This is a genomic window from Desulfothermus naphthae (assembly GCF_054657475.1).
In genome coordinates this window covers 1,473,799-1,492,879 of sequence record NZ_BAAHYQ010000001.1, presented here as the reverse complement: position 1 = coordinate 1,492,879, position 19,081 = coordinate 1,473,799, and the positions used below count along the sequence as shown (strand labels likewise).

The 19,081-nt window shown below is 33.7% G+C and carries 19 protein-coding genes; 9 read left to right on the top strand and 10 right to left on the bottom strand.

What is annotated here, in order from left to right:
- The first annotated feature begins 35 nt into the window (after positions 1–35).
- The 4 genes from dsrB (at position 36) to ACYQ1E_RS07240 (ending at position 4,194) form a co-directional block, all read left to right on the top strand.
- Positions 36–1,244, top strand: a complete 1,209-nt coding sequence (gene dsrB, locus ACYQ1E_RS07255) for a dissimilatory-type sulfite reductase subunit beta (RefSeq protein ID WP_459877191.1) — start codon at positions 36–38, stop codon at positions 1,242–1,244.
- 65 nt (positions 1,245–1,309) lie between these two features.
- Positions 1,310–1,549, top strand: coding sequence for a dissimilatory sulfite reductase D family protein (locus ACYQ1E_RS07250; RefSeq protein WP_459877188.1), 240 nt, complete (start codon positions 1,310–1,312; stop codon positions 1,547–1,549).
- Positions 1,539–2,993 (top strand): cobyrinic acid a,c-diamide synthase CobB, encoded by a 1,455-nt coding sequence (locus tag ACYQ1E_RS07245; protein ID WP_459877185.1) that lies wholly within the window; start codon positions 1,539–1,541, stop codon positions 2,991–2,993. The genes ACYQ1E_RS07250 and ACYQ1E_RS07245 overlap by 11 nt, the downstream gene beginning before the upstream one ends.
- A gap of 409 nt (positions 2,994–3,402) precedes the next feature.
- Positions 3,403–4,194, top strand: coding sequence for an enoyl-CoA hydratase/isomerase family protein (locus ACYQ1E_RS07240; protein WP_459877182.1), 792 nt, complete (start codon positions 3,403–3,405; stop codon positions 4,192–4,194).
- Positions 4,195–4,735: 541 nt separating this feature from the next.
- On the opposite strand, the gene ACYQ1E_RS07235 is transcribed toward ACYQ1E_RS07240, so the two are convergent.
- From ACYQ1E_RS07235 to ACYQ1E_RS07190, 10 genes are all read right to left on the bottom strand, one after another.
- A complete protein-coding gene (locus tag ACYQ1E_RS07235; protein ID WP_459877180.1) occupies positions 4,736–5,074 on the bottom strand; it encodes a NifB/NifX family molybdenum-iron cluster-binding protein in 339 nt (112 codons plus the stop codon).
- A 16-nt stretch (positions 5,075–5,090) separates the two neighbouring features.
- Entirely contained in the window at positions 5,091–5,969 is an 879-nt protein-coding gene (locus tag ACYQ1E_RS07230; protein ID WP_459877177.1) for an ATP-binding protein, read from the bottom strand.
- Between the two features lie 93 nt (positions 5,970–6,062).
- Positions 6,063–6,386 carry a CGGC domain-containing protein gene (locus ACYQ1E_RS07225; protein WP_459877175.1) on the bottom strand — a complete coding sequence of 108 codons (324 nt, stop codon included), beginning with the start codon at positions 6,384–6,386 and terminating at the stop codon, positions 6,063–6,065.
- A 40-nt stretch (positions 6,387–6,426) separates the two neighbouring features.
- Positions 6,427–7,269: a nucleotide-binding protein gene (locus ACYQ1E_RS07220; RefSeq protein ID WP_459877172.1), complete on the bottom strand. Its 843-nt coding sequence runs from the start codon at positions 7,267–7,269 to the stop codon at positions 6,427–6,429.
- Positions 7,266–7,628: a NifB/NifX family molybdenum-iron cluster-binding protein gene (locus ACYQ1E_RS07215; RefSeq protein WP_459877169.1), complete on the bottom strand. Its 363-nt coding sequence runs from the start codon at positions 7,626–7,628 to the stop codon at positions 7,266–7,268. The genes ACYQ1E_RS07220 and ACYQ1E_RS07215 overlap by 4 nt, the downstream gene beginning before the upstream one ends.
- Positions 7,629–7,729: 101 nt before the next feature.
- On the bottom strand, positions 7,730–8,047 hold the full coding sequence (locus ACYQ1E_RS07210) for a DUF5320 domain-containing protein (RefSeq protein WP_459877166.1): 318 nt from the start codon (positions 8,045–8,047) through the stop codon (positions 7,730–7,732).
- 24 nt (positions 8,048–8,071) lie between these two features.
- Complete coding sequence (locus ACYQ1E_RS07205; protein WP_459877163.1) at positions 8,072–8,650, bottom strand: NifB/NifX family molybdenum-iron cluster-binding protein; 579 nt, start codon at positions 8,648–8,650, stop codon at positions 8,072–8,074.
- Positions 8,651–8,870: 220 nt separating this feature from the next.
- Positions 8,871–9,899, bottom strand: a complete 1,029-nt coding sequence (locus tag ACYQ1E_RS07200) for a sigma-54 interaction domain-containing protein (RefSeq protein WP_459877160.1) — start codon at positions 9,897–9,899, stop codon at positions 8,871–8,873.
- Positions 9,900–9,921: 22 nt separating this feature from the next.
- Positions 9,922–10,287, bottom strand: a complete 366-nt coding sequence (locus tag ACYQ1E_RS07195; RefSeq protein ID WP_459877158.1) for a response regulator — start codon at positions 10,285–10,287, stop codon at positions 9,922–9,924.
- An 81-nt stretch (positions 10,288–10,368) separates the two neighbouring features.
- Positions 10,369–10,950 carry an acyltransferase gene (locus ACYQ1E_RS07190; RefSeq protein ID WP_459877156.1) on the bottom strand — a complete coding sequence of 194 codons (582 nt, stop codon included), beginning with the start codon at positions 10,948–10,950 and terminating at the stop codon, positions 10,369–10,371.
- A 114-nt stretch (positions 10,951–11,064) separates the two neighbouring features.
- Between ACYQ1E_RS07190 and ACYQ1E_RS07185 the strand changes: the two genes are divergently transcribed.
- Genes ACYQ1E_RS07185 through ACYQ1E_RS07165 form a run of 5 tightly spaced genes read left to right on the top strand, consistent with a single transcriptional unit; the run spans position 11,065 to position 19,077 of the window.
- Positions 11,065–13,653 carry an RIFT barrel domain-containing protein gene (locus ACYQ1E_RS07185; protein WP_459877153.1) on the top strand — a complete coding sequence of 863 codons (2,589 nt, stop codon included), beginning with the start codon at positions 11,065–11,067 and terminating at the stop codon, positions 13,651–13,653.
- Positions 13,623–14,747 (top strand): glycosyltransferase, encoded by a 1,125-nt coding sequence (locus tag ACYQ1E_RS07180; protein ID WP_459877150.1) that lies wholly within the window; start codon positions 13,623–13,625, stop codon positions 14,745–14,747. Before ACYQ1E_RS07185 ends, ACYQ1E_RS07180 begins: the two co-directional genes overlap by 31 nt.
- Before the next feature lie 12 nt (positions 14,748–14,759).
- Entirely contained in the window at positions 14,760–16,646 is a 1,887-nt protein-coding gene (gene asnB, locus ACYQ1E_RS07175; RefSeq protein WP_459877147.1) for an asparagine synthase (glutamine-hydrolyzing), read from the top strand.
- Positions 16,643–17,761: a glycosyltransferase family 4 protein gene (locus tag ACYQ1E_RS07170; protein WP_459877144.1), complete on the top strand. Its 1,119-nt coding sequence runs from the start codon at positions 16,643–16,645 to the stop codon at positions 17,759–17,761. The genes asnB and ACYQ1E_RS07170 overlap by 4 nt, the downstream gene beginning before the upstream one ends.
- A 2-nt stretch (positions 17,762–17,763) precedes the next feature.
- Positions 17,764–19,077 carry a VanZ family protein gene (locus ACYQ1E_RS07165; protein ID WP_459877142.1) on the top strand — a complete coding sequence of 438 codons (1,314 nt, stop codon included), beginning with the start codon at positions 17,764–17,766 and terminating at the stop codon, positions 19,075–19,077.
- Positions 19,078–19,081: the final 4 nt, after the last annotated feature.

The window sequence follows — 19,081 nt, the reverse complement described above, 5'->3', positions numbered from 1 at the left end:
AACATTTGTTAAATAGAATTTAAGGAGGATAAATTATGGCATTTATTTCATCAGGATATAATCCAGATAAACCAATGGAAAACAGGATTACAGATATAGGTAATAGGCATTATGGCGAGTTCCTACCTCCTGTGATTAAAAAGAATTTTGGAAAGTGGTTGTGGCACGAGATATTAGAGCCTGGTGTACTTATGCACAAGGCAGAGAGTGGTGATGTGGTTTATACTGTACGTGTAGGTGAACCAAGGCTTATGACTGTACAATATTTAAGAGAAGCATTGGATATTGCAGATAAATATTGTGACGGATATTTGAGATTTACTACCAGAAACAATATTGAATTCATGGTTGATTCAAAAGAAAAATTAGAGGCTTTAATAAAGGATCTCAAGGAAAGGAAATTTCCTGGTGGATCATATAAATTTCCTATAGGTGGAACTGGTGCAGGTATAACAAATATTGTACATACTCAGGGTTGGATCCATTGTCATACACCTGCAACTGATGCGTCTGGTCCAGTAAAAGTAGTTTTAGATGAGCTTTTTGAAGACTTTCAGAAGATGAGACTCCCCGCACAGCTAAGGATATCTCTTGCATGCTGTTTGAACATGTGTGGTGCTGTTCACTGCTCTGATATTGCTATTTTGGGATACCATAGAAAACCGCCAATGATTGACGACGAATATATTGACAAGCTCTGTGAAATACCTCTGGCTATTGCTGCTTGTCCAGTGGGTGCTGTTAAACCAAAAAAGAAAAAGATCATTTCAGAGAGGACAGGTGAAGAAATAGAGGTAAAATCTGTTGAAGTGAATCAAGAGCGTTGTATGTTTTGTGGAAACTGCTACACAATGTGTCCATCTATGCCCTTGGCTGACCATGAAGGTGATGGTATAGTCCTTATGGCTGGTGGTAAGGTTTCTAACAGGATAACAGCACCAAAGTTTTCAAAAGTGGTAGTTGCATTTATTGAAAATGAACCACCTCGTTGGCCAACCTTGGCAAAGACCATTAGAAAGATAGTCGAGGCATATGCCAAGGGTGCTAGGAAGTATGAAAGGCTTGGAATGTGGGCAGAAAGGATTGGTTGGGAAAAATTCTTTGAAGTATGTGAATTAGATTTTAGTCATCACCTAATTGATGATTTCCGTGATCCTGCATACTATACCTGGCGTCAGACCACTAACTTCAAGTTCACAGAAAACTTCCCACAAGAATATAGCAAGATGAAGGTAGAAGAATAGTATATTAATACAATGGTAGGGGGATAATTAATCTCCCTACCTAAATTATTTAAGGAGGCAATAAAATGGCCTATGAAGAACAAAAGGAAAAACTACTCAAAGAATTAGAAAAAAAATCAAAAAACAAAACTAAATTTTATTTTAACGACCTTGCAAAGATTCTGGGTGAGAAACCAAGAATGGCCAAAAAGATTGTAAATGAATTAGTTGATGAAGGAAAATTAGTATTCTGGTCAAGTGGTTCAACAACCATGTATTCTCTTCCTGGTGTTGGAAAACAGGCAGAAGCAGAGGGTGAAGCATAATAAATTGAATCATGGTTATCCTAAAATTTCATATCCCAGGATCCTGATAGGTGGACTTGGAGGAGGTTCAGGAAAGACCATAGTAACCCTTGGATTGATTAAATCTTTAAGAAATAAAGGGTTTCGGATAAAGCCCTTTAAAAAGGGTCCAGATTATATAGACGCAGCCTGGCTGGCGCTGGCAGCAGGCGAAAGTGCTAGTAATCTGGATCCTTTTTTTATGGATGAAGAATCTATTCGTAATATCTTTTCTCTAAAGGCCCAGGATTTTGATATTTCAATAATAGAGGGAAATAGGGGAATTTTTGATGGATTAGATGTAGAAGGTTCTTGTTCAACAGCTTACTTAGCTAAGGTGCTCGGCTCTCCTGTAATAGTAGTTGTTGATTGTACAAAGGTTACAAGAACAGTAGCTGCTATGTTACTTGGGTGTAACAATCTGGAACCAGATTTTAAATTAGAAGGTGTGATTTTTAATAGAGTTGCTGGTAGCAGACACAAAAAGATTTTAACCAAGTCAGTTGAAAGATATACAGATATAAAGGTTCTGGGTGCTATTCCTAAACTGAAAAAGGATCCAATTCCAGAAAGACATATGGGGCTTATTTCCCATAGGGAATACGAAAGTGAAGACAATTTAAATTATCTGGCCCAGGTTGTTGGTGACAATGTGGACTTAGATGGAATTTTAAAAATAGCGAAAGATGTTAGCCATGAATTTGAAATAAAACCAATATGGCCCAAAAGGGTGGTGAGTGAGCCTGTAAATGTTGGGGTAGTACGTGATAGTTCATTGTGGTTTTACTATGAAGAAAATTTAGAACTCCTTAAGGCATGTGGGGCAAATATAGTTGAATTTAGTTTAATATCAGATTTAAGACCTCCCCAGGAAATTCATGGTATCTATCTTGGTGGAGGATTTCCTGAGACCCAGGCTGATCTTTTGTCAAAAAATAAACAGATGAGGGAGTGGGTATTTAATTGTGCCCAGATAGGTATGCCTATATATGCTGAATGCGGTGGCCTTATGTATTTGTGCAGGGAAATTTTTACAAAACATGGCTTATATCCTATGGCTGGTGTGTTTCCTTGTAAAATCAGGATCCATAAAAAACCACAAGGACATGGCTACACAAGGGCCCTAACAACCAGGGACAACCCCTTTTTCAAGAAAGATTCAGAATTTTTAGGTCATGAATTTCATTACTCAAGTTGTGAAATTAAAGAGGGAGAATTTGCATTTGTATTGGATTTAAAAAGAGGGGAAGGTATTTGTAGTGGAAAGGATGGACTTTTATATAAAAATACCTTTGCGTGTTATAACCATATTTACGGACCCCACATCCCTTCATGGGGAATGAATTTTGTGAGAGCCTGTGGTGAATTTAAAAACTCATTGGTAACAAGAAAAAATTTCCTTCCTCCAATTAGGGCTATGTATTGATTTACTAACTACTCCGACCATCAAATCCCAAGAAATGTCTTTTTTATTACATTTTTTTCATTTACCTCACTTTGTCTAATCTCCTTAAAAGTCAAGATAAATTTTTAAGAGATTAAGACAGTCTATAAAATATATAATTTACTTCGCAATTCTCAGTGAGAAATAATTTGATTTTTCGGCTTTATTTTGTTAAATGTGCGAATATAACATTTTTTTATGTTTTTATATTTTTTTTAGAAAGATCATTATAATTTTTCAACTATTTCCTTGTAAATCCTACGTTTACAAACTCACCGAGAATTGTTGTTTATGTCTCTGTTGAATGGACAAAAGTAAAAAAATCATATAGATCAACTACAAGTTAATTTTTCAATGAAACCCATAAACTCATAACTTTAAGGAGGGTGCTATGGATTATAAAAATATTCTTTTTGAAGTGAAAGAAAAGGTTGCCCTATTAACTATTAATAGGCCTAAGGTTTTAAACGCATTAAATCCTGAGACATTAAGTGAAATAGAGGATGTGATAGACAGGATTTATAAAGAAAATCTAGCCAGGGTTCTTGTAATTACTGGTGCGGGGGATAAGGCCTTTGTGGCTGGTGCTGATATTTCTGAATTTCCAAAGATGAATTCCCTTCAAGCCAGACTTTTTGCAAAAAAAGGACAGGACGTTTTTTTTAAAATAGAAAACCTTCCTATCCCAACCATTGCTTGCGTAAATGGATATGCCCTGGGTGGTGGATGTGAAATGGCCATGAGTTGTGACTTTATCTATGCATCTGAAAAGGCAAAATTTGGGCAACCTGAAATAAATCTTGGGATAATTCCAGGTTTTGGGGGCACTCAGAGACTTGCCAGATTGGTTGGAAAGGCAAGGGCCAAGGAGCTTTGCATGACTGGGGAACAAATAAGTGCCCAAGAAGCGAAGGAACTCGGTTTAGTGGCAAAGGTTTTCAAACCAGAGGAACTTTTGGATAAAACAATGGAAGTTGCTAAGGCCATGGCAAACAAATCAGCAGTTGCATTGAGGGCAATTAAGGAAGTTATTAATAGGGGTTCTGAGGTAGATCTCGTTACTGGTTGCGCATTGGAGGTTGAGGCTTTTGCCACATCATTTGCTAGTGCAGATGCAAAAGAAGGAGCAACTGCCTTTTTAGAGAAAAGAAAACCCAATTTTAAGGGATCCTTTACAAATTAAATCATCACAGGGGACTTTTTTCAGTCCCCTAGACTATCTATGAAACATCTTTTAGAATTCAAGATAGATCCAATTTTAGGACAGGTGACACCAGAAAAGATAATAGAATAGATGCGAATCCTAAATTCTTTAATTGTATGGAAGCCCGGGACCAAGAAGCCCCCTTGGCAACTTGCAGAACCTACACAATTTCAAAAAGACGTGCTCAAAGCCTTTGGATACTACATAGACGACAATTGGGTTCTACAACCTATGAAACAATAACATGCTATAATTAATGAATTAAAAAGACCCTACTATCACTAATCTCTGAAAGTCCTGTATAAGGCTTAATAAATCTATATGCAATAGGGTAATTTAATCTGATTTACCACATTAACAATAATAGAGAAATTTTATGCCTTTAATAATAACGATATTAACTTATAAAAAAACCTCACTCTACCCGCACGGATAAAGTGAGGGTTCTCCTTAGAAAGTTAGATAAGGATTACTAATATTCGTGAAGGATGTAATTTATATCCAATCCAAGGCAAATTTTTTAATGATCACACACATTTTGTCCTGTTACAAGTGTTCCATTAAGATATGCCTCAACTATTTTTTCAGGTTCATCAGAGGGTGCACCTACTAATACCTGAACACCCATTTGATTAAATAAATCAATGGCCCTTCTTCCCATACCCCCTGCTATGACTAAACTGACACCTTGGTCCTTTATCCAGGGGGGAAGGATTCCAGGTTGATGTGCCGGTGGTGTGACCATTTGTTTTCCCGTAATGGCCTTTGTTTCTGTATCAACATCAATTAAAGCAAACTGTTCACAATGTCCAAAATGCATACAAAGTCTTCCGCCTGCCACTGGTAGAGCTATTCTCATATAGAATCCTCCTTCATTAATTTCCTATTGTTTTCACTAAGTTATTATATATATTTACCAGTTCATTTTTAACCTTACTTTCGCTGTAATCTATTATATTGGTTCCATTAATCTGAGCCTTGGTAAAAACAGGGTCATATGGTAGTCTTCCCAAACAGGTAAGTCCTTCATCAAGACATTTTTTTTCTATTTTTTGTGTAATATCTTCATTTAAATCCCATTTATTTACAATAACCCCAGCAGGGATATTAAAATGTTTTGTGAGAGAAATAACCCTTTCCATATCATGGATTCCTGATACTGTAGGTTCAGTTATAATTACTACAAAATGGGTACCTGTTACTGAAGCTATTACAGGACATCCAATCCCAGGTGGCCCATCTATTAAAATTTTGTCAATATTTTGAGAAATAGCTATTTCCCGAGCCTTTTGCCTGACAAATGAAACAAGCTTTCCAGAATTTTCAGCACCAATTCCGAGTCTTGCATGCACCATTGGACCATATTTAGTATTAGATACCATCCAATGTCCACACCACCTATCTTCAAACAAAAATGCTTCCTCCGGACAAAAATGGACACAAACTCCACACCCTTCACAGGAGTTTAGATCTAAATTGAAATTTTGTCCATCAATAGAAATGGCATTAAAACGGCACATTTCTTCACAGGTTCCACAAAAAACACATTTTTCTTCAATCCATTTTGGTTCATGACCACTATAAAAATCTTCTTTTTGGATAAGTTCAGGTTTTAAAATTAGATGTAAATCTGCAGCATCAACATCACAATCTGCTAATACAAGTTTTTTAAAAAGAGAAGCAAAAGCACCTGTAATTGACGTCTTCCCAGTTCCTCCCTTTCCACTGATGATGACAACTTCTTTTGGTTCCATAACTCTTCACCTTTTGTTCATCTCACTTATAAGTAATTTACCACTATTTAACCACGCATTCCTATGTTATAAGCAGGTAGCACATGTTTTAGTTTAATGGGTGTATTCGATTATTGGTATTTCTGTTCCAATTTTCTTTCTTGTGGCTTCTTTAATTTGTTCAAAATGAGGGCAAGGAAAACTACCCTTAGAAATACAAGAGCCAAAAACAATCGCATCAGCCCCTCTATCCACCATAAGCTTTGCTCTTGAGACCGCTCGTTTGCCAGGACATCCCCCACAAGTAACAAATCCCACTATTTCAACAGAACCTATATCTTCAAAAGCTCCTTTACCTTCTTTGGTCACATTAAAACATTTAGTACCAGGACATATATCTTCCACTTGTTGGCAACGAATTATTCCCACTTTTTTCATAACATATGCTCCTTTTTGTTTCTCTTTTTAAATTATGCTATCATTCCTTTTTTGAAAGATCAAAAGCCTTATCTTTTAATTCTAAAAACATTTCCTTATATTTAGGGATTTCTTCCACAATCACTTTACCTTTAGAATATAACCTGGCTATTTCAATATCGTGTTTTATCTCCATTAAAAGAGGAATATTTTCCTCTTTTAAATAGTTGTGTACCCTATCATCTCCCATATCTGAACGATTTATTACAACCCCAAAGGGAATATTTAATTGTCTTGTAACCTCAATGGCCAAGATAAGGTCATTTAACCCAAAGGGGGTGGGTTCTGTAACTAAAATTGCCACATCGCAATCTTTTAATGTTTCAATAGTTGGACAGGTAGTTCCTGGAGGTGCATCCAAAATACAAATTTTATCGTTTTCAATATGTCTTTTTAATCCCTTGATAATTGGAGGTGCCATTGCAACTCCAATATCTAATCTACCTTCATACAACTGAACATTATTTTTTTCATAGTGGTTAATTTCCCCGATTCTTCTATCCACTTCACTGATCGCCTTTTGGGGACAAATATGATAGCATGCACCACAACTATGACACAAATCATAAAAAAGCATAGGAACCTTTTCTATAACAATGATGGCTTTAAATTCACATATTTCTGTACATTTCCGACATCCATCACATAAGGATTCATCTACCTTTGGAACTTTCACATAGGAGATTTCCTTGTCAATAAAATCACCCTTTAAAAAAAGATTTGCATTAGGTTCTTCAACGTCACAATCTAGCAAAACCACTTCTTCATCAATGGCAGTAGCAAGATTAACTGCAACAGTGGTCTTCCCTGTTCCGCCCTTACCTGAGGCAACACATATTTTCATATCCAATGCCCCTCTTTATCAAATGATTTGGCAGGCTCAAGCTTTCCTGCTAAATAAGCATCAATTGCCTCTTTTACTGTTTTAAGGTCAGTCAAATATACAGGAATTTTTGCTGCTGTGAGCAAATTAAAGGCCTTTGGACCTACATGACCTGTTATTACTGCTTTTGCTCCTTCTGAAGCTACATTTTGCGCTGATTGAAGTCCAGCACCTTGGGGCAAATTCAAATTCTGGGAATTGTCTATTACTTTGTACTCTTTTGTCTCTGTATCATAAATTAAAAATTTTCTTGCTCTACCAAATCTTGGATCTATTTCACTATTTAAATCATCACCTGTAGTTGTTATTGCTATTTTCATAATTCCTCCTCTTCGAGGCGGAAGCAATTATTATCGAGCTTCCGCCTCCCATTAGATTGATACATCACTTCCACAAACTCCCACCATTACAGGAAAGTTAGCTATTTTTGTGTAAGTTCAGCCAGTCTCTGTTCTAATTCTTTAAGCCTATTTTTGAGAAAATTCGCCTCTGCTTCCAAAGTCTTTTTTTCAGTCTCCTCATCATAGGGAACAGAATAAGGAGCGGGATAATAGGGTCCGTACCACCATCTTCTTCCTCTACCCCAAAATCCTCTGCCCCATCCTCTACCTCTACCAAATCCCCAACCTCTTCCTGGGCCATATACCCAACCTGGATGGGGATTTCCAGAACAATATCCAAGTCCTCTTCCTGTACGTGGGCCTGCGCCCAATGGTCCAGTCCTATCACCTCCTGGCATAACCATCACCTCCTTTTTAATTTTTTATGCCCTTCTAAGGGGTATTTTGCAATTTGGGCACAACCTCTCAAAACAAGGTTGTCCTCTATAATGCTCTTCTTTATGCCCGCACTTTGGGCAAATACACATCCCATCTACCGTGCCTCGCATTCGACCGCCACCCATACCTCTTCCGCCGCCACCCATACCTCTACCTCCTCCTTGACCTCTTCCACTACCTTGACCTGGCATATTCCACCTCCTTAAAATTCTATGCCTAGACTTAACACATCCTGGCATAATAAAAGGTTTTTCATTTAATTTGCCTGTAAAATAAGCCTCTTTTACCTTTTGCACGCAACCTGAAATAAAAGGAATAACCGCAATTCCATTTGATGTAAGTACTTCAAAGTACTGTCTTGATATCCCACCGCAAACCAATCCATCTAAATTAAGTGATAGAACCTCTTTTATTCTTTCAAAAAAATCAGTTGATTCAACATATTCCATATATTCTTCAACAATATTTTTCCCATCAAATTCTACCACCAAAAAACTCTTGGCAACATCAAATAAAGGAGCTATTCTCTCATTCCAGATTGTAAAAGCCACTTTTTTTTTCATGATGAATTACCTGCAAGTTAGATGCCAAACTAACGCTAACTATTAACTCCCAGAAGATTAACAGATCATGGTCTTGATTTTGTATCAAATAGTTGCAGAGTTGCTACTTAATTCCTTAAAGTGGTTGCGAATTCGCTACTAAAGACAAATTCCTAAAAATGTTTACAAGAAATTTAATCTTGGAAAAAACTTATGCAGACTTAAAAAGAAATTTGGATTATTATCTTATTCCTGGGGGAGGAGTTATGTTCATATCTTTCATTTTATAGAGTAAGGCCCGGTAGCTAATTTTGAGGAGTTTTGCTGTTTCCTTTCTATTCCAATTAGTTTCATTTAATATTTTTAAGATAACCATTCGTTCTACTTTCTTAGTAATAGAATCCTTTATTTCTTTAAGAGAGGGAATGTCTTTATTTTTTATTCGATTAGTTAATGAGGCGTCAATCTCATCTATAGAATCATTAACACTTGGACCACCGAAATCAGTTTCCTTTATTTTATCTAGTAATTCATCTCTTACTGCGTTTATATCTCCAAGAACAAAAAGTCTTTGAATATAATTATAAAGCTCTCTCACATTACCTGGCCAGTGGTATTTTAAAAAAACTTCGGCAAGATCAGGAGGTATTGATAAATTTTTATGAGGATATTGTTTCTTCATTTCCTTAATAAAATATTCCACAAGTGGAAGTATATCTTCTTTTCTCTCTCTAAGTGGGGGGATATGAATGCATATAGTACTTAGTCTATAAAAAAGATCTTCCCTAAAACTACCAGCAGTAATTTCTGCCTCTAAATTTCTGTTAGTTGCAGCTACCACCCTGGCGGTTGTCTTTATTTCTCTATGTCCTCCTACTCTGAAAAAACACCTATCCTGAAGAACCTGCAATAATTTTGCTTGCAAACTAATCGAAATTTCACCAATTTCATCTAAAAATATTGTTCCTGACCTAGCCAATTCGAACTTGCCAATTCTTGAAGAAGTAGCTCCTGTAAATGCCCCTTTTTCATATCCAAAAAGTTCTGATTCCAACAGTTCAGCTGGAATAGCAGCACAATTGATTTTTATAAAAGGTTCCTTAGCCCTAAAAGAATAATAGTGAAGCGCACGTGCAACCAATTCCTTGCCAACCCCACTTTCACCTGTAATAAGGACATTCAAATCATAATCTCCAACCTGTTTGGTGAGTCTAATAATCTCTTTAATTATCTTGCTTTTTCCCACTATTTTAGGCTTAGACAAACTCATAGTTCTACACCAGTGATTCTTACTATTTTAGGAGGTTATTGATGTTTTCTATCAACACATTCAGATCATAGGGTTTTTCCAATAGAACATCTGGAGACTCTTCTCTTGCTATTTCTTTTGGATAATGGCCATATCCTGTAACACAAATTACAGGAATATTTGGATGTTCCTGTCTTAAACACTTAATCAACCCAATACCGCTGACATAAGGCAATCTAATATCAGCTATCACCAAATCATATTTGTATTTTTTTATTTTTTCTAGACCATCTAATCCATCTTTAGCAAATAACAAAGAAAATCCCTGTTCTGAAAGAAACTCTTTTAAAAGTTCTCGCTGAACTGCATCGTCCTCAATTATCAATATCGTATGTTTGTTTTTTGACATAAATTGATCCTGCTTTTTTTTTAATTATAATAAACTATTCTTCCTTTAATTTCAATGTTAATTACCATTTTATATCCTTTATTATTTTCTGTATTTTAAAATTTTTGCAGGGTTGCCTTGAACCACAGCATAGTCAGGAACAGGAGACACAACCACACTACCTGCCCCAATAACAGCCCCTTTTCCAATATCAGCTCCCACTATTGCACCATTTCCTATCCAGACATCCTCTCCAATAACGACTTTTTTTAATTCACCCCCCTGTTCTTTTATTGGTATATCCAATCGGTGAAAAAAATGTTGTCTAGTACCACTAATTATATGAACCCCTGTGCCTAATAAAGTATTATCACCTATTTCAGCATACCCAATATCACACCTAGGACCAATATAAACTCCCCTACCTATTTTCACCCTTGAATCAGAAAAAGTAGTACCAAATCCTACAAAAGAGTCAATTAAATTTGTCTTAGTTATCCACTCCAATACACACTTTCTCAGCCACTCTCCAAAAAGTCCAGGAAATAGGGAACAAAACTGCATCAAATTAGAAAAGACTCTCTTTTTTTCTAAAAATATGGCTACAAACAAAAAATAAATATACAAGGGAAAGGAAATGGTTTTAAAAAATAGGTGAACACATTTCTTAATTTTGCGCTTCATAGCCCCAGCTTTTTTCCTTCTAAAAAGGGATTAATAAATAAAAAACTTGATATAACCAATTAGATTAATTATTACTAAAAAATCAACAATGAACATTTAACAAAATTAAAATAAATGGGCAATACTCAATTTACTATAAAATTCCTCACCCCACAGTTTACCCAAGGTTATCCGTATATTTTTACAATAGGCCTTCCATTAAAGAAGGGCTTTCTTTATAATAAAGACAAGCTATTAGTTTTAGACCAAAATAAGAATTCATATGTGAGTGAACTTACACCTCTTCTTTATTGGCCAGATAAAAGTATAAAGTGGTGCATATTGGATATTTTTATTGCCAAACCTATTAAGAATACCACTTTTTTATTTTTAGGGACCTCTAACCAAAAGGAAAAATTGCAAGAAAAGATTAAGTTTAATATAGAGAAATCAGAACAAAAAATAAACCTTTCTACAGGATCCTTTTATTTTGTTTTAGATAAAAATTTAAACTCTATATTCAAGAATATAGATATTGATTTTTCTTTGACAACAAAAAATAATAAAAAGTTTTCTTTTCAAGATTTAAAAGAAAAAAATATCAATTTCTTACATATTGGAAGGTTAAGGATAGATATTGAAATTAAAGGCAAATTATTAATTTCAGGCAAAAAATATATAAATTTAAGATTTATAATTTCCTTTTTTTGCCAATCATCCATTATTAAAATAGACGCAGAAATACATAATCCAAATCCTTCTATTCATCCTTCAGGTAAATGGGATCTTGGAGATCCAGGATCTATATTTTTTAAAGATTTTTCAATTTTATATAAGTTAGACAAACCAATAAAGGAATTAACATGCTATATAGATAAGACAAAGAATAAGGAGATTATTGTATCTAAAAATTTTGATAAATTTATTATCCATCAAAACTCCAGCGGTGGAACAAATTGGAATTCTCCTAACCACATAGATAAGGATGGAAATTTAACTGTAAAATTTAAAGGCTTTTTCATACACGAATATAATGATGGATGTTTAACAAAAAAAATAAGTGGAGATAGAATCAATCCTTTAATAATTGCAAAATCAGAAAAAAACATTTCATTTAGTATAAAAAATTTTTGGCAAAATTTTCCCAAATCTATTAAAGTTCAAAAAGATTTGATAAAACTTTCTCTGTTTCCAAAACAAACACAAATACTTTATGAATTACAGGGAGGAGAAAAAAAGACTCATACTATTTATATTGATATAGACTCTGACGAAAAGGGAGAGAGATTATTTAATTTTATGTTTCCTCCCAATTTTGAAATCAATCCCTACTGGATCCACACATCAGAGACAATTCCCTACTTTGTGCCAGAAGAACAAGATTCTAACGAAAATTACCTCAAATACATAAAAAACATAATTATTGGTCCTAATTCCTTTTTTAAAAAAAATGAGGTAATAGACGAGTATGGCTGGAGAAATTTCGGAGACATATTTAGCGACCACGAGGCAGTAAATCATAAAGGGGACACCCCTTTTGTATCCCATTATAATAACCAATATGATTTTTTATATGGTGCAATTGTCCATTTCCTTAGATCTGGAGATTTTAAGTGGTTTGAACTATTAGAGCCTCTTGCCAAACACACATTTGATATAGACATATATCATACAGACAAAGACAAAGCAGCCTATAATCATGGGATGTTTTGGCACACAGACCACTATGTGGAAGCAAAAACTGCCACACATAGGACTTATTCTCGGCTAAACCCTTCACCTGGTGGGGGGCCATCAAATGAACACAACTACACAACAGGACTTTTGTATTTCTACCTCCTAACTGGGAATATTCAGGCCAAAGAAGCAGTCTTAGAATTGGCTAATTGGGTAATAGAAATGGACAAAGGAGATAACTCTCTTTTTTGTATTTTAGACCATGACCCAACAGGACTAGCTTCACAAACAGTTGATCCTAAGTTTCACCGCCCGGGTAGAGGAGCGGGAAATTCAATAAATGCACTAATAGACGCATATATTTTAACAAATAACAGAAAATATCTTTTCAAAGCAGAAGAACTTATTAGAAGAACTATTCATCCTAAGGATGATATAGAAAAATTAAATTTAGATGATCCTGAATTTAGATGGTCATATCTAGTTTATTTGCAAATCCTTGATAAATATTTGTGTCTAAAATTAGAATTAAATGAAATAGATTGGATGTATTTTTACGGACGTGATAGTCTAATACACTATGGCAGGTGGATATTAAAAAACGAAGTACCTTATAAAGATGTTCTCCACAAAGTAGAAATTCCAACAGAAACATGGCCAGCACAGGATATAAGAAAGGCTTATGTATTAAATTGTGTAACAAAATATATATCTGAAAAAGAAAGAAAGTTATTCCTAGAAAAGGCTAAATTCTTTTTTAATAGATGCTTGGACGATTTACTTAAGTTTAATACAGCTTATCTAACAAGGCCAATGGTTATCTTATGTGTATTTGGTTTTCAACAAGCATATTTCGATAATTTAAAAAACCACTCCGCAAACAGGCCTCTAAAACACAATTACGATTTTGGAGAGCCAGAGACTTTTGTGCCTCAAAAATATAAGTGGAAAACTACCTTTAGAGAAAACATAAAAACCTTTTCAAGAGAAATTAAGAGAATTTTTATAGAGAAAATATGGCAAATAAAACAAAAATTACCTTTGTAGTCCATAGTCTAAATCCAGGGGGAGCTGAGAAACTTGCTCTGGACATGGCTTTGGAGCTAAAAAAAGAATTTCAAATATCTGTAATTTGTTTAGATGAAGTTGGAATCTGGGGAAAAATCTTAAGAAATAAGCAAGTCCCTGTAATATCTTTATACAGAGAAGAAGGAGTTGACATATATATCCCCTACTTACTTTCAAAATATACAAAAGAATTTCAAACCAATATAATTCATGCCCATCAAACAACTCCGTGGTTCTATTCTGCTCTCTCTAGATTATTTAATCCAAAGCCATATCTTTTATTTGAAGAACATGGTAGGTTTTACCCTGAAATAAAGAATAAAAAGAAAATATTATTTAACAAATTGTTGATAAACAAACTAACACATAAAGTAGTGGCAGTATCTAATGATATAAAAAATAGATTAATAGAATATGAAGGTGTATCTGAAAAAAAAATCCAAGTAATTTATAATGGTATAAAAATAGAAGATATAGATACAGACCATTTAAAAAAAGAGTGTAGAAAAAAGTTAAATTTAGATGAGGATGATTTTATAGTTGGAAGTGTTGGAAGACTTGACCCTATAAAGAATTTTCCCATGTTAATTAAAGGTATAAAAATTGCCAAAAATCAAATTCCAAATTTAAAATGTGTTATCATAGGAGATGGACCTGAATTTTCTAAATTAAACAAGATTATAGAGGACAAACAACTAGAAGATATTATACTCCTAACAGGATATAAAAAAGATGCGTCAAGATTAGTTGCAGCCTTTGATGTGTTTGTTTTAACCAGTTTTAGTGAAGGTATTTCCATGGCAATACTAGAAGCAATGAGTTTTTCAGTGCCTTGTATTGCAACCAAAGTTGGCGGCAATGTAGAGCTAATAGAGAATAATTTATCTGGATGGTTAGTAGAATCAAATGACTGGAAATCTCTTGCTAGAGTTTTAATTTATGCATATAACAATAGGGAATTGTTAGAAAAAATAGGTAAAAATGGTCAAAAACAAGTAAAAGAAAAATTTCTTTTTAAAGATATGATAGAAAACTATAAAAAGATTTACAGACAACTTAGTAACACAAACTAATAATTAAAAATTATGTGTGGAATTGCAGGTTTTATAGATTTTAAAGGAATTAATAAACAAGAATCCAAATTTCTTATAAAGTCCATGACTAATACCCTTGTTCATAGGGGACCAGATGATGAAGGGTATTATGTGGATAAATACGCATGTCTTGGGCATAGAAGACTCAGTATTATTGACCTGGAAACTGGTACACAGCCTATAGTTGAGCAAGGTAAGGCTGCAATCATTTTTAATGGTGAAATTTATAATTTTAAAGAAATAAAAGCAGAACTTAAATCATATGGATATGTTTTTAACACTCGCAGTGATACAGAGGTTATTTTAAAATCTTATCTAAAATGGGGTATTGAATGTTTAAACAAATTTAATGGCATGTTTGCTTTTGCCATATGGGATATTAAGAAAAAAAAACTTTTTCTAGCAAGGGATAGAATAGGAAAAAAGCCTCTTTATTACTCTTACAATAAAGAAAAAATTATATTTGCGTCAGAAATAAAGGCCCTCTTAAAAACCAATCATATATCAAAAAATATAGATTATGAAGCGTTAGATTGTTATTTTTGTTATGGATACATCCCTTCACCAAGGACAATCTTTAAGGATGTAAAAAAGTTAGAACCTGGGCATTATATAATTTTTGATGAAAAAGGCATTAATAAAAACAAATACTGGCACATAGAATTTAAACCAAATAATAAACTCACTTTAGAGGATGCTTTAGAAAATTTTTTTGAAATATTTGAAGATGCAGTAAGGCTAAGAATGATAAGCGATGTACCATTGGGTGCTTTTTTATCAGGTGGAATAGATTCATCTTTAGTTGTTGCAATGATGAGTCAAATCTCTTCCTCTAAAATACTAACAAATTCCATTGGCTTTGATCATGAAAAATTTAATGAACTTCCAATTGCAAAACAAATAGCGTCTATTTTTAAAACAAACCACAGGGAGTACATTGTAAAACCAGATATAACCAATATTTTACAAAAAATCATATATCACTTTGATGAGCCCCTTGCTGATTCAAGTGCTATTCCTACATATTATGTGTGCAAAATGGCGAGAGAAAATTGCACTGTATCCTTGTCAGGAGATGGGGGAGATGAATCCTTTGGAGGATACACATTTAGATACATTCCCCATTTTTATGAATGTTTCGTAAAAAGATACATCCCATTGACTTTAAAAAAACTCTTGTTTTCATTTATTGGAAATATCTACCCCAGATCTTCAAAACTCCCTAAATTTTTGCGACTAAAAACTATTTTTCAAAATTTAGGCGTATCTGATGAAATGGCCTTTTTTCAGGATCTTATATGGTTGCCAATGGATATAAGGGCAAAAATTTATTCCCAAAAATTTAAAGATTCTCTTTGGGGATTTCATCCATTTGAACTCATTGGCCCAATTTATAAAAGAGTAAAACCCTTAGATCCAATCACTCGAGCCCAGTATTGTGATCTAAATTTCTACCTACCAGAAGATGTGTTAGTAAAGGTGGATAGAATGAGTATGGCGGTGTCTTTAGAAGTCAGGGCCCCTCTTTTAGATTATAGAATAATAGAGTTTGGCTTTAATTTACCTACTGATTTGAAAATAAAATCAAAAAAGGGGAAAATACTTTTAAGGCGTGCCCTTAAAAGATATTTACCACCAGAAATTATTGAACGTCCTAAACAGGGATTTTCCATTCCAGAGGCTAATTGGCTGAGTAGTGCCCTAAAACCATTAGTTGAAAATGCTATAAATAAAAAAAATAGTTTTATTTCGGAAATATTTAATGTAGATAAATTAAACTCAATGTGGATAAAACAGCTAAAAGGATATGAAAATCACAGTGTATTTTTTTGGGGGCTTTTAATATTTTCTCTATGGGAGGATAAATTTTTTCTATGAATAGACTAAATATACTACAACTTGGAAGTCCAACTGGCCTTTTTGGAGCTGAAAGATGGATACTTGCTCTTATAAAATATTTAGACAAAAGTAAATTTAACATACATGTTGCTGCAATAAAAGACCATCCTTGTTTGGAAGTGCCTTTATGCAGAGAAGCTAAGTCCCTTGGATTCTCTACAAAAATATTTGAAGCTTATGGTAGATTTAATTTTTCAGCAGTAAAACAAGTAAAAAAATTTATATTAGAAAATAATATACACATTATACACACCCATGCATATAAGCAGGATATAATAGGCATTCTTGCAAGCATAAGTACAAGATGCAAGACTATTACCACACCTCATGGATGGAGCAAGAAAGCAGATTTTAAACTCATGGTTTATGAAACCATAAATAAATTAATCTTTCCTTTCTTTGATGCAGTAGTGCCATTATCTGAGGAATTATACAAATCCTGCTTAAAAATTCCATTTTTAAGAGAAAAATTACATTTAATAAAAAATGGGGTGGATATTGAAGAGGTAAAAAATACAAAAGATATTGCCCAAGAAATATTAAAACTAAAGGAAAATAAAGTTCTTATAATTGGATATATAGGACAACTCATCCCAAGAAAAGGGCTGGATATATTACTTTCCGCACTAAAAGACCTAAGAGAAATAGATTGGCACCTTTTTATAATAGGCGAGGGCAAGGAAAAAAATAGACTTATTTCCATGTCAAAGGAATTTGGGATAGATTCTAAAATTCATTTCACAGGCTTTAGAGAAGACAGACTCTCATTTTTAAAAGGTTTTGATATATTTGTACTTCCATCTAGATTAGAAGGCATTCCAAGATGTCTTATGGAAGCAGGGGGAATGGGAATACCAATTATAGCCTCTCGGATTCCAGGGTGTATGGATATAGTTATAAATAACAAAACAGGACTTTTATTTACGCCTGAGGATCCTCTATCTCTAAAAAATGCCATTTTAAAATTAGGATATGATGATGATTTTAGAAAGCAACTTGGTCAAAATGCGTCTCTATTTATTGAAAAAAAATACAGTGCAAAAAAAATGGCAAAAGAATATGAAGAATTATACTTTAATTTATTAAGCAAATAGATATGAATTTAAAAGATATTTTTCCTTTTCAACCATCAAAAACAGAATTTAAACTTTTCATTTTTTACACATTATTTGTTATGTATGGATCTCTATATCCATTTAAGTTTCATTTTCAAGAATATCTACTGAAAAGTGGAAATATTATAAGCTTTCTCTTTTGTAACTTTAATTTTCACACTTCCATTGGAGATATTGTCACTAATTTTTTATTGTTTATACCATTTGGTTTTTTAGGCGTAAGATCCATGCGAAGTCCCTTTAATCCACCTTATTATACTCTTGTTATAACTCTGATATGTATTCTAATTGCACACAGTCTCCAGGTATTACAATTTTTTGTTGAAGGAAGAGTCCCAAGCTTAATAGACACTTTCTTTAACGTTTTTGGTAGTTTTTTAGCAGGTGCATTTGGTGCAGTATCTAGATTTAGATTTATTGGTGGCAAAAGAGGAGAGGAATTATGGAAATCTAAACCATTTGTACTTCTTATTTGTTGGATAGCATATAACACAATCCCATTTGTACCTACACTTGATTTTGGAGATATAAAAAATAGTTTAAAACCCCTTTTATTGCATCCAAAATTAGATATGATAACTACTTTAAAATATACAATGGGCTGGCTGCTATTTTTTTATATGTATAAAGAACATACAGGTAAAACACTGAACATTAAATCTTTTTCCTTAATTATAATAATAACTCTGTTAGCTAGAATTTTTATTGAGACAAGGGTATTGGGATTGCCACAGGTTATAGGAAGCACTTTCGCCCTTTTTCTAACAAAATATGCCTATAAAAAGATATATAATCCGAGATTATTATTTATCTCCTTAATATCATATTTAACTATCTATGGATTATGGCCCTTTAAATTTTCAAGAACACCTATCCATCACTTTCATTTTTTACCTTTTTATGGATTTTTAGAAGGACAATTGTTTGTTACCGCATATACAGCTATAAAAAAGATGTTTTTTTATGGCTGTGTTATTTGGACAATGGAACGAAGCAAAATAAAATGGGCAATGGCCACTTTTATATGCATAAGTTGGGCAACCTCAGTGGAAGTTGCCCAGATATGGCTTTCTGATCATACTCCAGAAATAACAGATCCACTCATAATGCTTTTGATGGCTATATGGATAAAAAAGACTAAACCAACAACCCAAATATCAGCAAAGGTCGTCTATTATGGACTTAAAAGAAGAAAAAATAGACTCAAGAAATTCCATTTAAAAAACTTAAATAATATAAAAACATTACAAGAGGACATTCACTCAAATGCTAAAAAAGGTTTACCATCCCATTAAAATT